Genomic DNA, 16,374 nt, shown 5'->3' on the forward strand with positions numbered 1-16,374 from the left:
AAAAAGACTTAAGCGCTGCCGATGGCCGCGATGCGGTTGAGTGCTGCGACCTGACGGTCGGCATTGTTGTCGTGCGGATCTTCACCGCGGTCATCTGCCGGCAACACGACATTGGCAACGCCGTCGTTGAAGACCGTACGATTACGGCCTGCGGACTTCGCCGCGTAGAGCGCCCGGTCTGCCATTTTCAACATCAGATCCAAGTCCGCCTCCACGACCGGTGCGGAGTAGATGCCGATACTGACGGTGGAAGAGAAGCTCCCCCCGATCCCCTCGGTGGACAGCCGAGCGAAGTAGACACGCACGCCATCGACAATCCTGAGCGCAGCGTTGAGATCGCTATGGGTCAGCAGATAAGCGAATTCTTCACCGCCCATGCGCACGAAGGTACCCTTAACCCCGACGATACGGTCGACGAGAGCACAGAACTGAATCAGCACATCGTCACCACATTGGTGACCGTGACGGTCGTTGATCTTCTTGAAATGATCTATATCGAACAGCGCAAGCATGAGCTGTGATGAGCGATGTTCAGGTGCCTTCTTGATCCGCGGAAAGGCTTCCATCAGGCCCCTCCTGTTGAGGACACCTGTGAGATGGTCGGTGACGGACAGGCGGTGAAGCCGTCGCTCATTGTCCTCCATGAACATCTTTACGGCGATCATCATCAACACCACGAAGCTGAACGCGGCTGAATAGGCAACCGGTGCCGTCAGCGGCAGTCTCTGGCCTACAAGCATGTTGTAGGGAATGATCAGGGCGGCGGTAAGAGGACCGATCAGCGCATGGACCACGAGGGCCGCGGCGAGGATTTTACGCGTCGTCGAGAGCGGCTCTTTGGACGTCAGCACGACGCCGGCGATCGTGCAGTAACCGATGGCAGCGCACAGATGATAGACAAGAACGCGTGCCAGCATGCTGTCGCGCACCGGCGGCAGAAACATGAAGGCCAGCCACAAAAGCGGAGGAATGAATATCCAGCCCTCGATTTTCCGCCGCTCGAGGCGAAGCAGGCCGGCCAGCCAAAAGCCGAAGGCCGAAAGCGCAAGCGTGTTGCCGACGATGATCGTCCAGAAATCGGCGAGATAGCCCCGTTGCGACACCAGCGCAGAACCGATACCCACAGCGGCAAAACCGCAAGCAAAAAACAGGTGGTGTTTCTTAGAAGGCGCATGAAGCCAAAGCACGGCCAGCAATGCAGCAAGGGTCGATGTTTCCAACGACCAGAGAAGCATTCCTGTTTGGGCCTCGAACACTGCGCAATCCTACTTGAATTTCAATGGGTCGCTTCGTCTGATCGTCGAGTGTGATCGAGGAATGGGGCCGAAAACGCGCCGTCGACGTGTATTCCCCTGATAGGCGACTTTCAACGAAAAACTCTCACGCAATGTATCTTCCTCACGTAACGTAAAGAATTCGTCACCCCCTTGCTCCGCTTAACCCCTTGTTGACCAGTCGCGGTGTTCGTCGTTGATGAGTGCATGGCGCAGCGCGAGGAAGACTGGCCTGCAAGGGATTTCATCTTTAATGCAGCGCAAGAATTGTCCTCGCTATTAAGGATATCCGCTGCCTCAGTCTTGAAGTGCCGACCAAGGACACTCTATGTAGTGAGTTGACGAATAATGATTCCGGGCGCTCGGAGCTTCCGGGCTAGAATTGGATAAAGGACGGACATGACAAATCCAGTTGATACCGCCATGGCTCTGGTGCCGATGGTCGTAGAGCAAACCAATCGCGGTGAGCGCTCCTATGACATCTACTCCCGTCTTCTCAAAGAGCGCATCATCTTCCTTACAGGGCCTGTCGAAGACCACATGGCTTCGCTTGTCTGCGCCCAGCTTCTATTCCTCGAGGCGGAAAACCCGAAGAAGGAAATCGCACTCTACATCAATTCTCCAGGCGGTGTCGTGACCGCCGGCATGGCGATCTATGACACGATGCAGTTCATCCGTCCTGCCGTCTCCACGCTCTGCGTTGGTCAAGCTGCCTCGATGGGCTCGCTGCTGCTGGCAGCCGGCGAGAAGGGCATGCGCTTTGCAACTCCGAATGCCCGCATCATGGTTCACCAGCCGTCCGGCGGCTTCCAGGGACAGGCCTCCGACATCGAGCGCCACGCTCGCGACATCATCAAGATGAAGCGTCGCCTCAATGAAGTTTACGTAAAACACACGGGCCGTACGTTGGAAGACGTTGAAAAGACCCTCGATCGCGACCATTTTATGGATGCCGAAGAGGCGAAGGACTGGGGCGTGATCGACAAGATCCTCACCTCTCGCCAGGAAATCGAAGGCGTTTCCGCGAGCTAAAGTGAGCGCATGTTGATGCCGGTTTATCGGCGCAGATGTAATTCTGGGCTTTAAACCGGCAGAGAAAGCGCTAATAGTACATATTAAGGCTATGTTGAATTTTTATGACGTAGTCTGAACCAAGCTCTCCCGAGCAACGTAAAGCTTTAAGGGGGAGCGTCGCAAAACATACCGGAGCACGCGTGTTCCGGGGTTTTAAGGGGAATTCGTTGCCGCCGTGCGTCAGTTCATGTATCTGATACGGCTAGTACCCCGGGAACGAAGCGGATGCGAAGGTCAGGCATGGCGGTCGCATTTGCAGGCGGTAAGTTGACCGCGCTCCGCTTTGCGGACCTGCGGCGTGCTGGAAGGAAAGAGATATGAGCAAAGTCAGCGGCAGCAACGGCGGCGACTCGAAAAATACACTCTATTGTTCATTCTGCGGCAAGAGCCAGCACGAAGTCCGGAAACTGATTGCCGGGCCGACAGTGTTCATCTGCGATGAATGCGTCGAATTGTGCATGGACATCATCCGCGAGGAGAACAAGAGCTCGATGGTGAAGTCGCGTGAGGGTGTTCCCACCCCGCAGGACATCATCAAGATCCTCGACGAATACGTCATCGGCCAGAAGCAGGCGAAGAAAATCCTGTCTGTTGCCGTTCATAACCATTACAAGCGCCTCGCGCACGCCTCCAAGAACGGCGACGTTGAATTGGCGAAATCGAACATCATGCTGGTAGGCCCGACCGGTTGCGGCAAGACTTATCTTGCCCAGACGCTGGCGCGCATCATCGATGTTCCCTTCACCATGGCGGATGCGACGACGCTGACTGAAGCCGGTTATGTCGGTGAAGACGTCGAAAACATCATTCTGAAGCTGCTCCAGGCTGCCGACTACAATGTCGAGCGCGCCCAGCGCGGTATCGTCTATATCGACGAAGTGGACAAGATTTCCCGTAAGTCGGACAATCCGTCCATTACGCGTGACGTATCGGGCGAGGGTGTTCAGCAGGCGCTTCTGAAGATCATGGAAGGTACGGTCGCATCCGTTCCTCCGCAGGGTGGTCGCAAGCATCCGCAGCAGGAATTCCTGCAGGTGGATACGACCAACATTCTGTTCATCTGCGGCGGCGCATTTGCGGGCCTAGACAAGATCATCTCTGCCCGTGGCGAGAAGACATCCATTGGCTTCGGGGCGACGGTTAAGGCAGAAGACGACCGCCGCGTTGGCGAGGTGCTGCGTGAACTTGAGCCGGAAGACCTGGTCAAGTTCGGTCTAATTCCCGAGTTCATCGGTCGTCTGCCGGTTCTGGCAACACTTGAGGATCTCGATGAGGATGCGCTGATCCAGATCCTGTCCGAGCCGAAGAACGCTCTGGTCAAGCAGTATCAGCGCCTGTTCGAGATGGAAGATGTGGAACTGACATTCCACGAGGATGCGTTGCGTGAAATCGCGCGCAAGGCCATCACCCGTAAGACGGGTGCTCGCGGTCTGCGTTCGATCATGGAAAAGATCCTGCTCGATACGATGTTCGATCTGCCGACGCTGGAAGGCGTGCGCGAGGTGGTGATTTCGGACGAAGTCGTCAGCGGCCTCGCTCGCCCGCTCTACATCTACGCTGATCGTCAGGACGAAAAGGCGAATGTGTCGGCGTGATCGCCAACGCTTATCGCATCAAGTTGAAAAGGCTCGCCGTTGGCGGGCCTTTTTTCTGTTCCATACCTATAAAGAGCGGATAACCCGACCGGCTTCCGATTTTGAGTTGGAGAGGATTATGCTTTGCTGATAGAGTCTTACGAGTGATTTGTGTGATGGCGTAACGTTTATGACGGTCGCTTATCGAATCCACCTTCGTGGGGCTCGGGAGAGGTGGATAGTAGAGGCGTATTCAAGCCCATCGGTTTTTTAAAGGATATGCAGCCCTATGATAGACAGCGGGTTGCTGGTTTCCGTGACTTGAAAATGACAGTGCGAAACTCCACTTTCAGTCACGAATAAGAATATGCCGGAAACTTCCCAAGACGTCCGGCAAGCGTCCCTTACAGGGACCATGGAAAGGAAATGATATGACGAACATCACGTCTGCTGCATCTGGCGGTACCTATCCCGTACTTCCTCTGCGCGACATTGTCGTTTTCCCGCATATGATCGTCCCGCTGTTCGTCGGACGAGAAAAGTCCATTCGTGCACTCGAGGAGGTCATGGGCTCCGATAGGCAGATCATGCTTGTCACGCAGATCAACGCGAGTGACGACGATCCGGATCCATCGGCCATTCATAAAGTTGGCACTGTCGCCAACGTTCTTCAGTTGCTGAAGCTGCCCGACGGCACCGTCAAGGTTCTTGTTGAAGGCAAGGGCCGTGCGCAGATCGAAGATTACACTGGCCGCGAAGACTTTTACGAAGCGACCGCAACGATCCTGCATGAGCCGGTTGAAGATCCGGTCGAAATCGAAGCTCTGTCGCGCTCGGTCGTGTCCGAGTTCGAAAGCTACGTAAAGCTGAATAAGAAGATTTCTCCCGAAGTGGTTGGTGCCGCTGGGCAAATCGACGATTACTCCAAGCTCGCCGATACTGTCGCCTCGCACCTTTCCATCAAGATTACCGAAAAGCAGGAGATGCTTGAGACGGTCAGCGTGAAGCAGCGCTTGGAAAAAGCTCTCGGCTTCATGGAAGGTGAGATCTCCGTTCTTCAGGTGGAGAAGCGCATTCGCTCGCGCGTTAAGCGCCAGATGGAGAAGACCCAGCGCGAATATTACCTGAACGAACAGATGAAAGCGATCCAGAAGGAGCTTGGCGACGGCGAGGATGGCCGTGACGAGATGGCCGAACTGGAAGAGCGCATCGCCAAGACCAAGCTCTCCAAGGAAGCCAAGGAAAAGGCCGAAGCGGAGATGAAGAAGCTTCGCCAGATGAGCCCGATGTCGGCGGAAGCCACCGTCGTGCGGAACTATCTGGATTGGCTGCTGGGGCTGCCATGGGGCAAGAAGTCCAAGGTCAAGGTGGATCTCAATGCTGCCGAACAGGTTCTTGATCTAGACCACTTCGGTCTGGATAAGGTCAAGGAGCGTATCGTCGAATATCTGGCGGTACAGGCCCGTGCGACGAAGATCCGTGGCCCGATCCTGTGCCTTGTCGGCCCTCCAGGTGTTGGTAAAACATCGCTTGCGAAGTCCATCGCCAAGGCAACCGGTCGCGAGTATGTTCGCATGGCCCTTGGTGGCGTTCGTGATGAGGCCGAAATCCGCGGTCACCGCCGGACCTATATCGGTTCCATGCCGGGCAAGATCGTCCAGTCGATGAAGAAGGCCAAGAAGGCGAACCCGCTCTTCCTGCTCGATGAAATCGACAAGATGGGCATGGATTTCCGTGGCGATCCATCGTCGGCTCTGCTCGAGGTGCTCGATCCGGAACAGAACTCCACCTTCATGGATCACTACCTTGAAGTGGAATACGACCTGTCCGACGTCATGTTCGTGACCACCGCCAACACGCTCAACATTCCAGGCCCCTTGATGGACCGTATGGAAGTGATCCGTATTGCCGGTTACACGGAAGACGAAAAGCGCGAGATCGCCAAGCGGCACCTGCTGCCGAAGGCAATCAAGGAACATGCTCTGCGTCCGGAAGAGTTTTCCGTGACCGATGGCGCCCTGATGGCCGTGATCCAGCAGTACACACGCGAAGCCGGTGTTCGTAACTTTGAGCGTGAGCTGATGAAGCTTGCCCGTAAGGCCGTTACCGAGATCATCAAGGGTAAGACCAAGTCGGTCGAAGTCACGGCAGAAAACATCCACGACTATCTGGGTGTGCCGCGCTTCCGTCACGGCGAGGCCGAGCGTGAGGATCAGGTGGGCGTCGTAACGGGTCTCGCCTGGACCGAAGTGGGTGGCGAGCTGCTCACCATCGAAGGCGTGATGATGCCGGGCAAGGGTCGCATGACCGTGACCGGTAACTTGAAGGAAGTGATGAAGGAATCCATCTCTGCGGCGGCGTCCTATGTCCGTTCGCGTGCGGTCGATTTCGGCATCGAGCCTCCACGCTTCGACAAGAGCGACATCCACGTACACGTGCCGGAAGGTGCCACGCCGAAGGACGGTCCGTCCGCAGGTGTCGCCATGGCAACGGCGATCGTCTCCATCATGACGGGCATTCCAGTCTCGAAGGATGTGGCGATGACGGGTGAGATCACCCTTCGTGGTCGCGTCCTGCCGATCGGCGGATTGAAGGAAAAGCTGCTTGCAGCGCTTCGCGGTGGCATCAAGAAGGTGCTGATCCCGGAAGAGAACGCCAAGGATTTGGCTGACATTCCGGACAACGTGAAGAACGGCATGGAGATCATCCCAGTGTCCCGCATGGGTGAGGTTCTTGAGCATGCTCTGACCCGCAAACCCGAGCCGATCGAGTGGGACGGCAGCATCGAAACGCCGGTCATTGCGACTGTCGAAGGTGTCGATGATGGCAACCAGACCATTGCTCACTAAAAACTTGAGCGTTGTCTGGTGCTAAATTAGCACAGAACTTCTGGAAGGCCGGCGGAAATGCCGGCCTTTTTTGTGAAAAGATAACGAGACCTCTTGTTTTTCAGGCGATTCCATCGCTTTTGGGTGGCGGTGCGCGAATAGAACTCTATTCTGCGCGGACCTGATTTTGAGTCGTTTCATACCACTGAAAGGGATGGAAACATGAACAAGAACGAGCTCGTTACCGCAGTTGCCGAGAAGGCTGGCCTGTCTAAGGCTGATGCCGCTTCTGCCGTTGACGCCGTATTTGAAACCGTACAGAACGAACTGAAGGCTGGTGGCGACATCCGTCTCGCTGGCTTCGGTAGCTTCAGCGTCAGCCATCGCAAGGCAACCAAGGGCCGCAACCCGGCGACCCGCGAAGAGGTCGATATTCCTGCTCGCAACGTCCCGAAGTTCTCCGCAGGCAAGGGCCTGAAGGATGCGGTCAACAGCTGATCCGTCCTAGAGCGCCGTGCATCCGTGTGGACGCAAAAAGGGACGCTCTATCTTCCTAAAGTCTACGCATCTTGCTTCCCGAAAATCGATTCTGATTTTCCTGCCGGTGCTGGAGCCTCGTCTCGCATGAGGCCGATGACAATTCGATATTCTGTAAGCCCGGCCTCAGCGCCGGGCTTTCTTTTGACCATCTTGCGCTCGAGCGTGACGTGCCATATTTCTGTCGTGTCGGTTCTTCCGGCATTCGTTCTCAGGGCGGGGTGTAATTCCCCACCGGCGGTAAGAGGGAAATCTCAAGCCCGCGAGCGCCTGTTTTTCAAAGGAGAAGCAGGGTCAGCAGATCCGGTGTGACTCCGGAGCCGACGGTGATAGTCCGGATGAAAGAGAATGAGGTCAGGCTGCGTTCTCGTCTGCCGAAGCATGTGGCGCAAATGCCTAAAGCGGTTTTGCGCTATCACATGCGATGATTGAAGCGCCGGGTGCGAATCTTAGGATCGCGATGCGCTTTAATGGCGGTGAGGGGCAGTGCGCGTTTTACCGTTTCTTTCGGGATGCGGTTTCGTCGTCCTCATCTGTCCTGATTTGTGTTGGTCCTTTGGAAAAGGAAGCATGACATGAATCAGAGCGCTGTTTCGCTCTTACGTTCCCGGGCCGTTCTCGGTGCCGGCTTCATGGTTCTGGCGGGTATCGCCTTTGCCGCACTGAATGTCGTCACCCAGGAGCTCGCCATGACGCTGGGGTTTCCGCCAGCGTCCACAGCCTTCTGGCAATATGGCTTCGCGCTCATCCTCTCGCTGCCGTTGCTTGTTCGGCTCGGTTTGCGCGCGATGAAAACCGGCTATCCCTTCCGCCACATCTTCCGCGTCCTTCTTGCCGCTTTCGGCGTTCAGGCGTGGGTGATGGGACTTGTGACAGTGCCGATCTGGCAGGCCATTGCGCTGGTGATGACCTCGCCCTTCTTTATCATCATCGGCGCACGGCTATTCCTCGGGGAAACCGTCGGCCGCGATAGATGGCTGGCGACGCTGACGGGCTTCATCGGTGCTATGATTATCCTCCAGCCATGGTCAGACAGCTTCACCATGGCCGCGCTGTTGCCCATTCTGTCTGCTTTGCTGTGGGGTGGATCGTCGCTGATCATGAAGAACCTCACGCATCACGAGCCACCGGAAACGGTCACGGTCTGGTTGCTCGTCCTGCTGACACCGATCAATGCGGGCCTGGCTGCAGCCTCGGGCTTCGCGGTCCCGGAAGGTCTTGCTCTCTGGCTGTTACTTGGTGCCGGGCTGCTGACGGCGCTCGGGCAATATCTACTGACACTTGCCTACAACGCGGCCGATGCCGCCTATGTCCAGCCGTTCGACGACCTGAAGCTGCCGCTCAACGTCTTCGCAGGCTGGATTGTGTTTGGCTATGCGCCAAGCGGCTATCTCTGGCTTGGAGCCCTTCTTATCCTCTGCGCCTCGCTTTTCCTGATGCTGCGTGAGGCAGGCAGAGAAGCGACAGCCGCCTCTTGACGGCGTCATAGAAAGAATCCGGGCGCATCGCGCCCGGTCTTAATGTCAATCACCTGGGTGATGCATCAATACCCATTGCGGTTTCTTTCAACTTGGTTGGTCAGCGGAGGGTAGGGACGCATCAGACGCGCGATCCAACGGCGCGGATGCAGGCACTGCTCATTGTGGGACTTACCCATCAACGGGAAACCTGCATTGCCCTCCGTACCGGTGCAAATGACGGTTAGGTGGGGCGTCTATAGGAAAGTTGAGAAAGAGAGTGCCGAGGCGTCTATCGCTGCTTGTCCTGATTCTCCGAATCGTACTGAACCCATCGGAAGAAGAAGTAAATAGGCAAGGCAATAAGCGCCAAAGTGGCGAGGGTGTGTAGTGACATGGCTCATCCCATTAGTCGCGTCTTCATCATGAGGACGGCACCATATTTATGATCCGAAACATATTTATAATTCTTGAATCGAGGCACGAGCGAACGTGCGATTCTGGGACAGGTAGTGTGAGAATATGAGCGTCGTCGAACTGAACTCGCTCGAGAATCTCACATCGCGCGAACGATCAATGAACGGCACACCGTATCGCAAACACGGCTGAACATTAATGCCTCAAGACACCAGTTGCTTATGCCAAAATAATACATGGGAAGAAAATGGTGGGCGATGAGAGACTCGAACTCCCGACATCCTCGGTGTAAACGAGGCGCTCTACCAACTGAGCTAATCGCCCTTCGCGTCTTGCAGATCGTGTCTGCCGCGTCGGTGGCCGTGATCTATTCGGATCGGATGGAAACCGCAAGAGCCTTTGTGAAGTTTTTTTGTTTTTTCCGATTTTTTATGACGAGGAACAGAGAGAAAGGTCCAGGTACCGTCTCAAATTCCGTTTGTGCTTCAGGTGGTTACCGCCTGCGCGGCAAACCAGACGCATTTGATTAATCTGAGCACGAAGGCGCTATGACCACGTGAGCCCGCCTTGATACTGCCAACACCGGCCTTTTCGTGCGGGCATCTCTCCTTCCTCCACGGAACAATGGTTCAGGTCTGGAGACAATGGACGCGCCCCGTCATTGGGGAATGGCCCGTTCCAAAGGGAAGGGGAGAGACTCCCCTAACGTGCCGCATTTCTAGTGCGACTCAACGATGTGCTGAGAAAGGGAATGCACGGTCTGTGGATAAGATGTTTGCGAAGCCAATTCTGGTGTGCATCATCGATTGCCCGGAAAGCCGGGCTTTTCGATCTTGGTTCTAAGGCAAAATGCACAAGCTTATTCTTTTGTCGTGAAAGCTGCTTGACACCCCCACACGAACGCCTTAGTTAGCCGCTCAACGAACAGCCGAGGCGGTTCGTGCAGCGAGGTGAAAGCCTCCTGTCAGGAGATGCGGGTGTAGCTCAGTCGGTTAGAGTGCCGGCCTGTCACGCCGGAGGTCGCGGGTTCGAGCCCCGTCACTCGCGCCATCCTGTCCCTCGGAACTCTACGAACGCCAAGCGTTCGTCATGCGCGGGTGTAGCTCAGTCGGTTAGAGTGCCGGCCTGTCACGCCGGAGGTCGCGGGTTCGAGCCCCGTCACTCGCGCCACTTTCTTCTACCTCCAATAAGCCAAGTCGGATCTTCCCAGTGCGGTTTGCACCGCGGCATAGAGCCGACTCTGCCTCTTTGTGCCGGTCGGATTGTTCCTCCGAAAAGTCCAGTTTTGTTGCCTTCGCGGTGTCATAAAACGTTACCGGACGATGCAAAATCATGTGACTTTCTACAGCAACGGATTGCGCGATTTTTGTCGATATTTTTTAAGTATTTAGCTATATGTCGAATGGGCTATGCACCAGCTGTTTGACGTTATGGTGTCTAATCCGTGGCGGGATTGGCGCGAAAAGGTGCTTAAACCCTTGCAGAGATGGCGCGGCTGCGCTAACCACTGCGGCGTTGCAACACAATTCGGCCCTGCGGAACGTCAGTTCTAAAAGGGTGTCCGACGCTCGGTCGGGCAGGGAAAAGACAATGACTGAACTCCTCAGTTCCTATATTCCGATCGCAATCTTCATCGGTATCGCACTCGTCATCGGCCTGGCGCTGTTGATCGCGCCTTTCGCGGTTGCTTACAAGAATCCCGATCCTGAGAAGCTTTCCGCATTCGAGTGCGGCTTCAACGCGTTTGACGACGCTCGCATGAAGTTCGACATTCGATTCTATCTCGTTTCGATCCTTTTCATCATCTTCGACCTTGAAGTCGCATTCCTGTTCCCCTGGGCTGTGTCCTTCGGTGAACTCGGCTGGTTTGGTTTCTGGTCCATGATGGTGTTTCTGGCCGTTCTGACCATCGGCTTCATTTATGAATGGAAGAAGGGAGCGCTGGAATGGGCGTAGTTCAAAACGACTCGACGCTTATCGCGCAAAAGCCCAAGGGCATTATCGATCCATCCACCGGTAAGCCGGTGGGTAGCGATGACGCCTATTTCAGCGAAATCAATGACGAGTTGGCCGATAAGGGCTTTCTTGTTACCTCGACCGACGAGCTCATCACATGGGCGCGCACCGGCTCGCTGATGTGGATGCAGTTCGGTCTGGCTTGCTGCGCCGTCGAGGGCCTGATGCAGGCTTCCGGCCCGCGTTACGACATGGAGCGCTTCGGCGTTGCCCCGCGCGCGTCACCGCGCCAGTCGGACGTCATGATTGTTGCCGGCACGCTGACCAACAAGATGGCGCCAGCACTGCGCAAGGTCTATGACCAGATGCCGGAACCGCGTTACGTCATCTCCATGGGCTCCTGCGCCAATGGTGGCGGCTACTATCACTATTCCTACGCCGTCGTTCGCGGCTGTGATCGCGTCGTGCCAGTCGACATTTACGTGCCGGGCTGTCCCCCCACGGCGGAGGCGCTGCTCTACGGCGTGCTTCTGCTGCAGAAGAAAATCCGCCGCACCGGCACGATCGAGCGTTAAGGGCAGAGGACTGAAGAATGAGCGAAGCTCTTAACGATCTCGCGGCCTATGTGCAGGAAGCGCGCGGCGCCCTGCTTGAGTCGCACGCCATTGCCTATGGCGAGTTGACGCTGAACACGACGCCCGAAAACATCATCGCGCTTCTGACCTTCCTGCGGGACGATGTGCAGTGCGGCTTCGTCAACATCATCGATATTTGCGGCGTTGACTGGCCCCAGCGCGAAAAGCGTTTCGATGTCGTCTATCATCTGCTGTCGCCGCGCCAGAACCTGCGTGTTCGCGTCAAGCTTCAGGTGGCGGAAGACGAGGGCGTGCCGTCTGCGACCTCCGTTTTCTATGGTGCGGAGTGGTTCGAGCGCGAAGCCTGGGACATGTATGGCATTCCGTTTGAAGGCCATTCGGACCTTCGCCGTATCCTCACCGATTACGGCTTTGAAGGTCACCCGCTGCGCAAGGATTTTCCGCTCACCGGTTTCGTCGAAGTGCGCTACGATGACGTTCAGAAGCGCGTTCTTTACGAGCCCGTGGAGTTGAAGCAGGAATTCCGCAGCTTCGATTTCCTCTCGCCTTGGGAAGGAACGGATTACGTTCTCCCGGGTGATGAAAAGGCCAAGCAATGAGCGAAGCGATTTCCACAGAGCAGGGACAATGTCTTTGCGGCGCCGTTCGCGTTGACGCGACGATCGGCGCCCGGGAAATGGGTGCATGCCATTGCTCCATGTGCCGTCGGTGGTCCGGCGGTGTTTTCCTCGCTGTCGAATGCGATTCCGTTTCAGTGGAGAACGCGGACACGCTGGGTGTCTATTCGTCCTCCGAATGGGGTGAGCGCTGCTTCTGCAAAACATGTGGCAGCACGGTGATGTGGCGCTCCAAGGATGGTGCGCACTTTGCCGTTTCCGCTCAGCTCTTCAACGATCCATCCAGCTTCACGCTGGCATCCGAGATCTTCATTGACGAAAAGCCGACAAGCTATTCGTTCGCCGAGGCCACCAAGAAAATGACCGGCCCCGAATTTATCGCCATGATCACGTCGGCGGAGCAACACTGATGACTGAACATAATGTTCGCAATTTTACGATCAACTTCGGTCCGGAACATCCGTCCGCGCACGGCGTGCTGCGTCTTGTTCTGGAACTCGATGGCGAAATCGTTGAACGCGTCGATCCGCATATCGGTCTGCTGCATCGCGGCACGGAAAAGCTGATCGAAGCCAAGACCTATCTTCAGGCCGTTCCTTATTTCGACCGTCTCGACTACGTCGCGCCGATGAACCAGGAACACGCCTTTGCGCTTGCCGTCGAGCGGCTGCTCGGGCTTGAAATCCCGATGCGCGGGCAGTTGATCCGTGTTCTTTATTCCGAAATCGGCCGCATCCTTTCGCATATCATGAACGTCACGACACAGGCGATGGACGTCGGTGCCATGACGCCGCCGGTCTGGGGCTTCGAAGAGCGCGAAAAGCTGATGGTGTTCTACGAGCGTGCGTCCGGCGCGCGCATGCACGCTGCCTATTTCCGCCCCGGCGGTGTCCATCAGGACATTCCGCAGGAACTGGTGGATGACATCGGCAAGTGGTGCGATCCGTTCATCACCGTCCTCGATAACATCGAGGGCCTGCTCACCGACAACCGTATCTACAAGCAGCGTAACGTCGATATCGGCGTCGTGTCGCTGGAGGATGCCTTTGCCTGGGGCTTTACCGGTGTCATGGTCCGTGGTTCGGGCGCTGCCTGGGATCTGCGCCGTGCGCAGCCCTACGAGTGCTACTCCGATCTCGACTTCGATATTCCGGTCGGCAAGAATGGCGACTGTTACGACCGCTATCTGATCCGCATGCAGGAAATGCGCGAATCGGTGAAGATCATGAAGCAGTGCGTCGAGCTTCTGTCGGGTAAGCATCGCATCGGTGCGGTCTCGTCACTCGATGGTAAGGTCGTGCCGCCGAAGCGCGGTGAGATGAAGCGTTCGATGGAAGCGCTGATCCATCACTTCAAGCTCTACACCGAAGGATATCACGTGCCGGCTGGTGAAGTGTATGCGGCCGTCGAAGCGCCGAAGGGTGAATTCGGCGTTTACGTTGTGGCCGATGGCACAAACAAGCCGTATCGCTGCAAGATCCGCGCTCCGGGCTATGCCCACCTGCAGGCGATGGACTTCCTCTGCAAGGGCCACCAGCTCGCTGACGTGACCGCCGTTCTTGGCTCTCTCGACATCGTGTTCGGGGAGGTCGACCGCTGATGATGCGTCTGCCGCTCGCCATATCGGCTTTGCTTGCCGCCACGGGACCGCTCTTCGCCCAAACGGCGACGAACGAGGTTTCGTCAGGCGCAAGCGGCGGCAGTTCGACCATCAAGCAGCTGCTGGATCTGGGATACGAGATCAAGTCCTCGCTTCCCAACGGCAGCAAATTCATTGTGTTTATGCAAAAAGACAAAGCGGCTTACGCTTGCGAGTTCGTCACGGTGGCGAGATCGCGGTGTGAATCGTTAAATTGATGAGGCGTGAGGAAGTATGTCCGTTCGTCGACTAGCCGAAGATCAGTTCCAGCCCGCAAGCTTCGCATTCAATGCGGACAATACGGCGTGGGCGGAAAAGACGATCAAGAAATATCCGGAAGGACGCCAGCAATCTGCGGTCATCCCGCTGCTGATGCGCGCCCAGGAGCAGGACGGCTGGGTGACCCGCGCCGCCATCGAGAAGATCGCCGAGATGCTGGATATGGCCTATATCCGCGTTCTCGAAGTGGCGACCTTCTATACGCAGTTCCAGATCAAGCCGGTGGGCACCAAGGCCCACATTCAGGTATGCGGCACGACGCCTTGCATGCTGCGCGGCTCTGAAGCGCTGATGGATGTGTGCCGCCACAAGATTCACCACGATCCGCTGCACACCAATGAGAGCGGCACGCTTTCATGGGAAGAGGTGGAATGTCAGGGCGCCTGCGTCAACGCGCCGATGGTCATCATCTTCAAGGATGCTTACGAGGATTTGACGCCTGAGCGCCTGGAAGAGATCATCGACGCTTTCGAAGCAGGCAAGGGCGACAGCATCAAGCCAGGTCCGCAGATCGATCGTCATCTGTCTGCACCCGTCGGGCCGCTGACGACGCTGACGGAAGAGACCAAGCCTGATCGCTCCAACCTCGACAAGAAGGAGGAGCCCGCGCCAGACGCTGCGCAGACGCCGCCTTCCAACGCCGCAAAGCCAAAGACGGATGCGCCGGAAACCGATCCGAAGCTGAAGACGCCGGCGACGGAGCCGAAGGCTGCAGCGGAAAATGCCAAGGCTGCCGACACCAACAGCGATGCCAAGAAGTCGCAGTGAGAGGTTGAACCATGCTGAAAGATCAAGATCGCATCTTTACCAATCTCTACGGCCTCAAGGACAAGTCGCTGAAGGGCAACCTGGCGCGCGGCCACTGGGACGGCACCAAGCAGATCATCGAAAAGGGCCGTGACTGGATCATCAACGAGATGAAGGCGTCCGGTCTTCGCGGTCGCGGTGGTGCAGGCTTCCCGACGGGCCTGAAGTGGTCCTTCATGCCGAAGGAAAACGATGGCCGCCCGCATTATCTCGTCGTCAATGCTGACGAGTCCGAGCCAGGCACCTGCAAGGACCGTGAAATCCTGCGCCACGATCCGCATACGCTGATCGAAGGCTGCGTGATTGCCGGCTTCGCCATGGGCGCCCACACGGCCTACATCTATGTGCGCGGCGAATATATGCGTGAGCGCGAAGCGCTTCAGGCTGCCATCGATGAATGCTATGACGCTGGTCTGCTCGGCGCAAACAACAAGAATGGCTGGGATTTCGAGATCTATGTTCACCATGGCGCAGGTGCCTATATCTGCGGCGAGGAAACGGCTCTGCTCGAAAGCCTGGAAGGCAAGAAGGGCCAGCCGCGCCTGAAGCCGCCTTTTCCGGCCAATATGGGTCTCTATGGCTGCCCGACCACGGTCAACAACGTCGAATCGATTGCCGTTGCGCCGACCATCCTGCGTCGCGGTGCCTCCTGGTTCTCGTCGATCGGTCGCCCGAACAACGTCGGCACCAAGCTGTTCATGGTGTCCGGCCACGTCGAACGTCCATGCACCTTCGAAGATGCGCTGGGTCTTTCCTTCAAGGAGCTGATCGAGCATCACTGTGGCGGCATTCGCGGCGGCTGGGACAATCTTCTCGGCGTCATTCCAGGCGGTGCGTCGTGCCCCATCGTTCGCGGTGAGGACATGAAGGATGCCATTATGGACTTCGATGGCATGCGCGAAGTGAAATCGTCCTTCGGCACCGGCGGCATGATCGTCATGGACAAGTCCACCGACGTCATCAAGGCCATTGCCCGCATCGCGGCTTTCTTCAAGCATGAGAGCTGCGGCCAGTGCACCCCTTGCCGTGAAGGCACGGGCTGGATGTGGCGCGTTCTTGAGCGCATGGTCAAGGGTAACGCGCAGAAGCGCGAAATCGATATGCTGTTCGAAGTGACGAAGCAGATCGAAGGCCACACCATCTGCGCGCTTGGCGATGCGGCTGCGTGGCCTGTTCAGGCGCTGATCCGCAATTTCCGTCCGGAAATCGAGAAGCGCATCGATCAATATACCTACAGAGCCATGGATGACGGCGCTGTACTGGAAGCTGCCGAGTAACGCTTAACGCGCGTGACAAGGCAAGGGACCGGGTTTCACCGA

General features: G+C 56.8%; 13 protein-coding genes, 3 tRNA genes, 1 pseudogene and 1 riboswitch. Of the genes and pseudogenes, 15 read left to right on the plus strand and 2 right to left on the minus strand.

The genetic code is table 11. The features are described from left to right. Positions 1–8 precede the first annotated feature (8 nt). Positions 9–1,256: a GGDEF domain-containing protein gene (locus QE408_RS14265; RefSeq protein WP_306932166.1), complete on the minus strand. Its 1,248-nt coding sequence runs from the start codon at positions 1,254–1,256 to the stop codon at positions 9–11. A 417-nt stretch (positions 1,257–1,673) separates the two neighbouring features. Here QE408_RS14265 and clpP point away from each other — a divergent pair, with 417 nt between their 5' ends. The 5 genes from clpP to QE408_RS14290 all read left to right on the plus strand — a co-directional run bounded on the left by clpP (position 1,674) and on the right by QE408_RS14290 (position 8,765). Next, positions 1,674–2,306: an ATP-dependent Clp endopeptidase proteolytic subunit ClpP gene (gene clpP / locus QE408_RS14270; RefSeq protein ID WP_306932169.1), complete on the plus strand. Its 633-nt coding sequence runs from the start codon at positions 1,674–1,676 to the stop codon at positions 2,304–2,306. A gap of 359 nt (positions 2,307–2,665) precedes the next feature. Then, on the plus strand, positions 2,666–3,943 hold the full coding sequence (gene clpX, locus QE408_RS14275; RefSeq protein ID WP_296038183.1) for an ATP-dependent Clp protease ATP-binding subunit ClpX: 1,278 nt from the start codon (positions 2,666–2,668) through the stop codon (positions 3,941–3,943). A 410-nt stretch (positions 3,944–4,353) separates the two neighbouring features. After that, complete coding sequence (gene lon, locus QE408_RS14280; RefSeq protein WP_306932171.1) at positions 4,354–6,771, plus strand: endopeptidase La; 2,418 nt, start codon at positions 4,354–4,356, stop codon at positions 6,769–6,771. Positions 6,772–6,972: 201 nt separating this feature from the next. Then, entirely contained in the window at positions 6,973–7,248 is a 276-nt protein-coding gene (hupB, locus tag QE408_RS14285; protein WP_306932173.1) for a DNA-binding protein HupB, read from the plus strand. A gap of 242 nt (positions 7,249–7,490) precedes the next feature. Beyond that, a riboswitch (FMN riboswitch) is annotated at positions 7,491–7,641 on the plus strand. Positions 7,642–7,862: 221 nt separating this feature from the next. Beyond that, positions 7,863–8,765, plus strand: coding sequence for a DMT family transporter (locus tag QE408_RS14290; RefSeq protein ID WP_306932175.1), 903 nt, complete (start codon positions 7,863–7,865; stop codon positions 8,763–8,765). A 644-nt stretch (positions 8,766–9,409) separates the two neighbouring features. On the opposite strand, the gene QE408_RS14295 is transcribed toward QE408_RS14290, so the two are convergent. After that, a tRNA-Val gene (locus tag QE408_RS14295) sits at positions 9,410–9,485 on the minus strand. Positions 9,486–10,134: 649 nt separating this feature from the next. Between QE408_RS14295 and QE408_RS14300 the strand changes: the two genes are divergently transcribed. From QE408_RS14300 to nuoF, 10 genes and pseudogenes are all read left to right on the plus strand, one after another. Next, positions 10,135–10,211 (plus strand) — tRNA-Asp (locus tag QE408_RS14300). Between the two features lie 43 nt (positions 10,212–10,254). Beyond that, a tRNA-Asp gene (locus QE408_RS14305) sits at positions 10,255–10,331 on the plus strand. A gap of 420 nt (positions 10,332–10,751) precedes the next feature. Next, entirely contained in the window at positions 10,752–11,117 is a 366-nt protein-coding gene (locus QE408_RS14310; RefSeq protein ID WP_027672972.1) for an NADH-quinone oxidoreductase subunit A, read from the plus strand. Then, positions 11,108–11,692 carry a NuoB/complex I 20 kDa subunit family protein gene (locus QE408_RS14315; RefSeq protein ID WP_274103711.1) on the plus strand — a complete coding sequence of 195 codons (585 nt, stop codon included), beginning with the start codon at positions 11,108–11,110 and terminating at the stop codon, positions 11,690–11,692. Before QE408_RS14310 ends, QE408_RS14315 begins: the two co-directional genes overlap by 10 nt. A gap of 17 nt (positions 11,693–11,709) precedes the next feature. Beyond that, positions 11,710–12,312 carry an NADH-quinone oxidoreductase subunit C gene (locus QE408_RS14320; RefSeq protein WP_306932183.1) on the plus strand — a complete coding sequence of 201 codons (603 nt, stop codon included), beginning with the start codon at positions 11,710–11,712 and terminating at the stop codon, positions 12,310–12,312. Continuing rightward, positions 12,309–12,740, plus strand: coding sequence for a GFA family protein (locus tag QE408_RS14325; RefSeq protein ID WP_306932185.1), 432 nt, complete (start codon positions 12,309–12,311; stop codon positions 12,738–12,740). Before QE408_RS14320 ends, QE408_RS14325 begins: the two co-directional genes overlap by 4 nt. Next, the gene (locus tag QE408_RS14330; RefSeq protein WP_062425538.1) at positions 12,740–13,930 is read left to right on the plus strand and encodes an NADH-quinone oxidoreductase subunit D; all 1,191 of its coding nucleotides are present in this window, start codon (positions 12,740–12,742) and stop codon (positions 13,928–13,930) included. The genes QE408_RS14325 and QE408_RS14330 overlap by 1 nt, the downstream gene beginning before the upstream one ends. A 2-nt stretch (positions 13,931–13,932) precedes the next feature. Next, on the plus strand, positions 13,933–14,187 hold the full coding sequence (locus tag QE408_RS14335; protein WP_062426132.1) for a hypothetical protein: 255 nt from the start codon (positions 13,933–13,935) through the stop codon (positions 14,185–14,187). 16 nt (positions 14,188–14,203) lie between these two features. Then, positions 14,204–14,989 (plus strand): annotated as a pseudogene (nuoE, locus tag QE408_RS14340) (NADH-quinone oxidoreductase subunit NuoE); the annotation flags it as partial. 38 nt (positions 14,990–15,027) lie between these two features. After that, on the plus strand, positions 15,028–16,332 hold the full coding sequence (gene nuoF / locus QE408_RS14345; RefSeq protein WP_306932188.1) for an NADH-quinone oxidoreductase subunit NuoF: 1,305 nt from the start codon (positions 15,028–15,030) through the stop codon (positions 16,330–16,332). Positions 16,333–16,374: the final 42 nt, after the last annotated feature.

Source organism: Agrobacterium larrymoorei, from assembly GCF_030819275.1.
Classification (GTDB): domain Bacteria; phylum Pseudomonadota; class Alphaproteobacteria; order Rhizobiales; family Rhizobiaceae; genus Agrobacterium; species Agrobacterium larrymoorei_B.

What these genes read in the sequence shown, in the direction of transcription:
- clpP (WP_306932169.1), top strand. Translation starts at nt 1,674, where the DNA reads ATGACAAATCCAGTTGATACCGCCATGGCTCTGGTGCCGATGGTCGTA.
- clpX (WP_296038183.1), top strand. Translation starts at nt 2,666, where the DNA reads ATGAGCAAAGTCAGCGGCAGCAACGGCGGCGACTCGAAAAATACACTC.
- lon (WP_306932171.1), top strand. Translation starts at nt 4,354, where the DNA reads ATGACGAACATCACGTCTGCTGCATCTGGCGGTACCTATCCCGTACTT.
- hupB (WP_306932173.1), top strand. Translation starts at nt 6,973, where the DNA reads ATGAACAAGAACGAGCTCGTTACCGCAGTTGCCGAGAAGGCTGGCCTG.
- QE408_RS14290 (WP_306932175.1), top strand. Translation starts at nt 7,863, where the DNA reads ATGAATCAGAGCGCTGTTTCGCTCTTACGTTCCCGGGCCGTTCTCGGT.
- QE408_RS14310 (WP_027672972.1), top strand. Translation starts at nt 10,752, where the DNA reads ATGACTGAACTCCTCAGTTCCTATATTCCGATCGCAATCTTCATCGGT.
- QE408_RS14315 (WP_274103711.1), top strand. Translation starts at nt 11,108, where the DNA reads ATGGGCGTAGTTCAAAACGACTCGACGCTTATCGCGCAAAAGCCCAAG.
- QE408_RS14320 (WP_306932183.1), top strand. Translation starts at nt 11,710, where the DNA reads ATGAGCGAAGCTCTTAACGATCTCGCGGCCTATGTGCAGGAAGCGCGC.
- QE408_RS14325 (WP_306932185.1), top strand. Translation starts at nt 12,309, where the DNA reads ATGAGCGAAGCGATTTCCACAGAGCAGGGACAATGTCTTTGCGGCGCC.
- QE408_RS14330 (WP_062425538.1), top strand. Translation starts at nt 12,740, where the DNA reads ATGACTGAACATAATGTTCGCAATTTTACGATCAACTTCGGTCCGGAA.
- QE408_RS14335 (WP_062426132.1), top strand. Translation starts at nt 13,933, where the DNA reads ATGCGTCTGCCGCTCGCCATATCGGCTTTGCTTGCCGCCACGGGACCG.
- nuoF (WP_306932188.1), top strand. Translation starts at nt 15,028, where the DNA reads ATGCTGAAAGATCAAGATCGCATCTTTACCAATCTCTACGGCCTCAAG.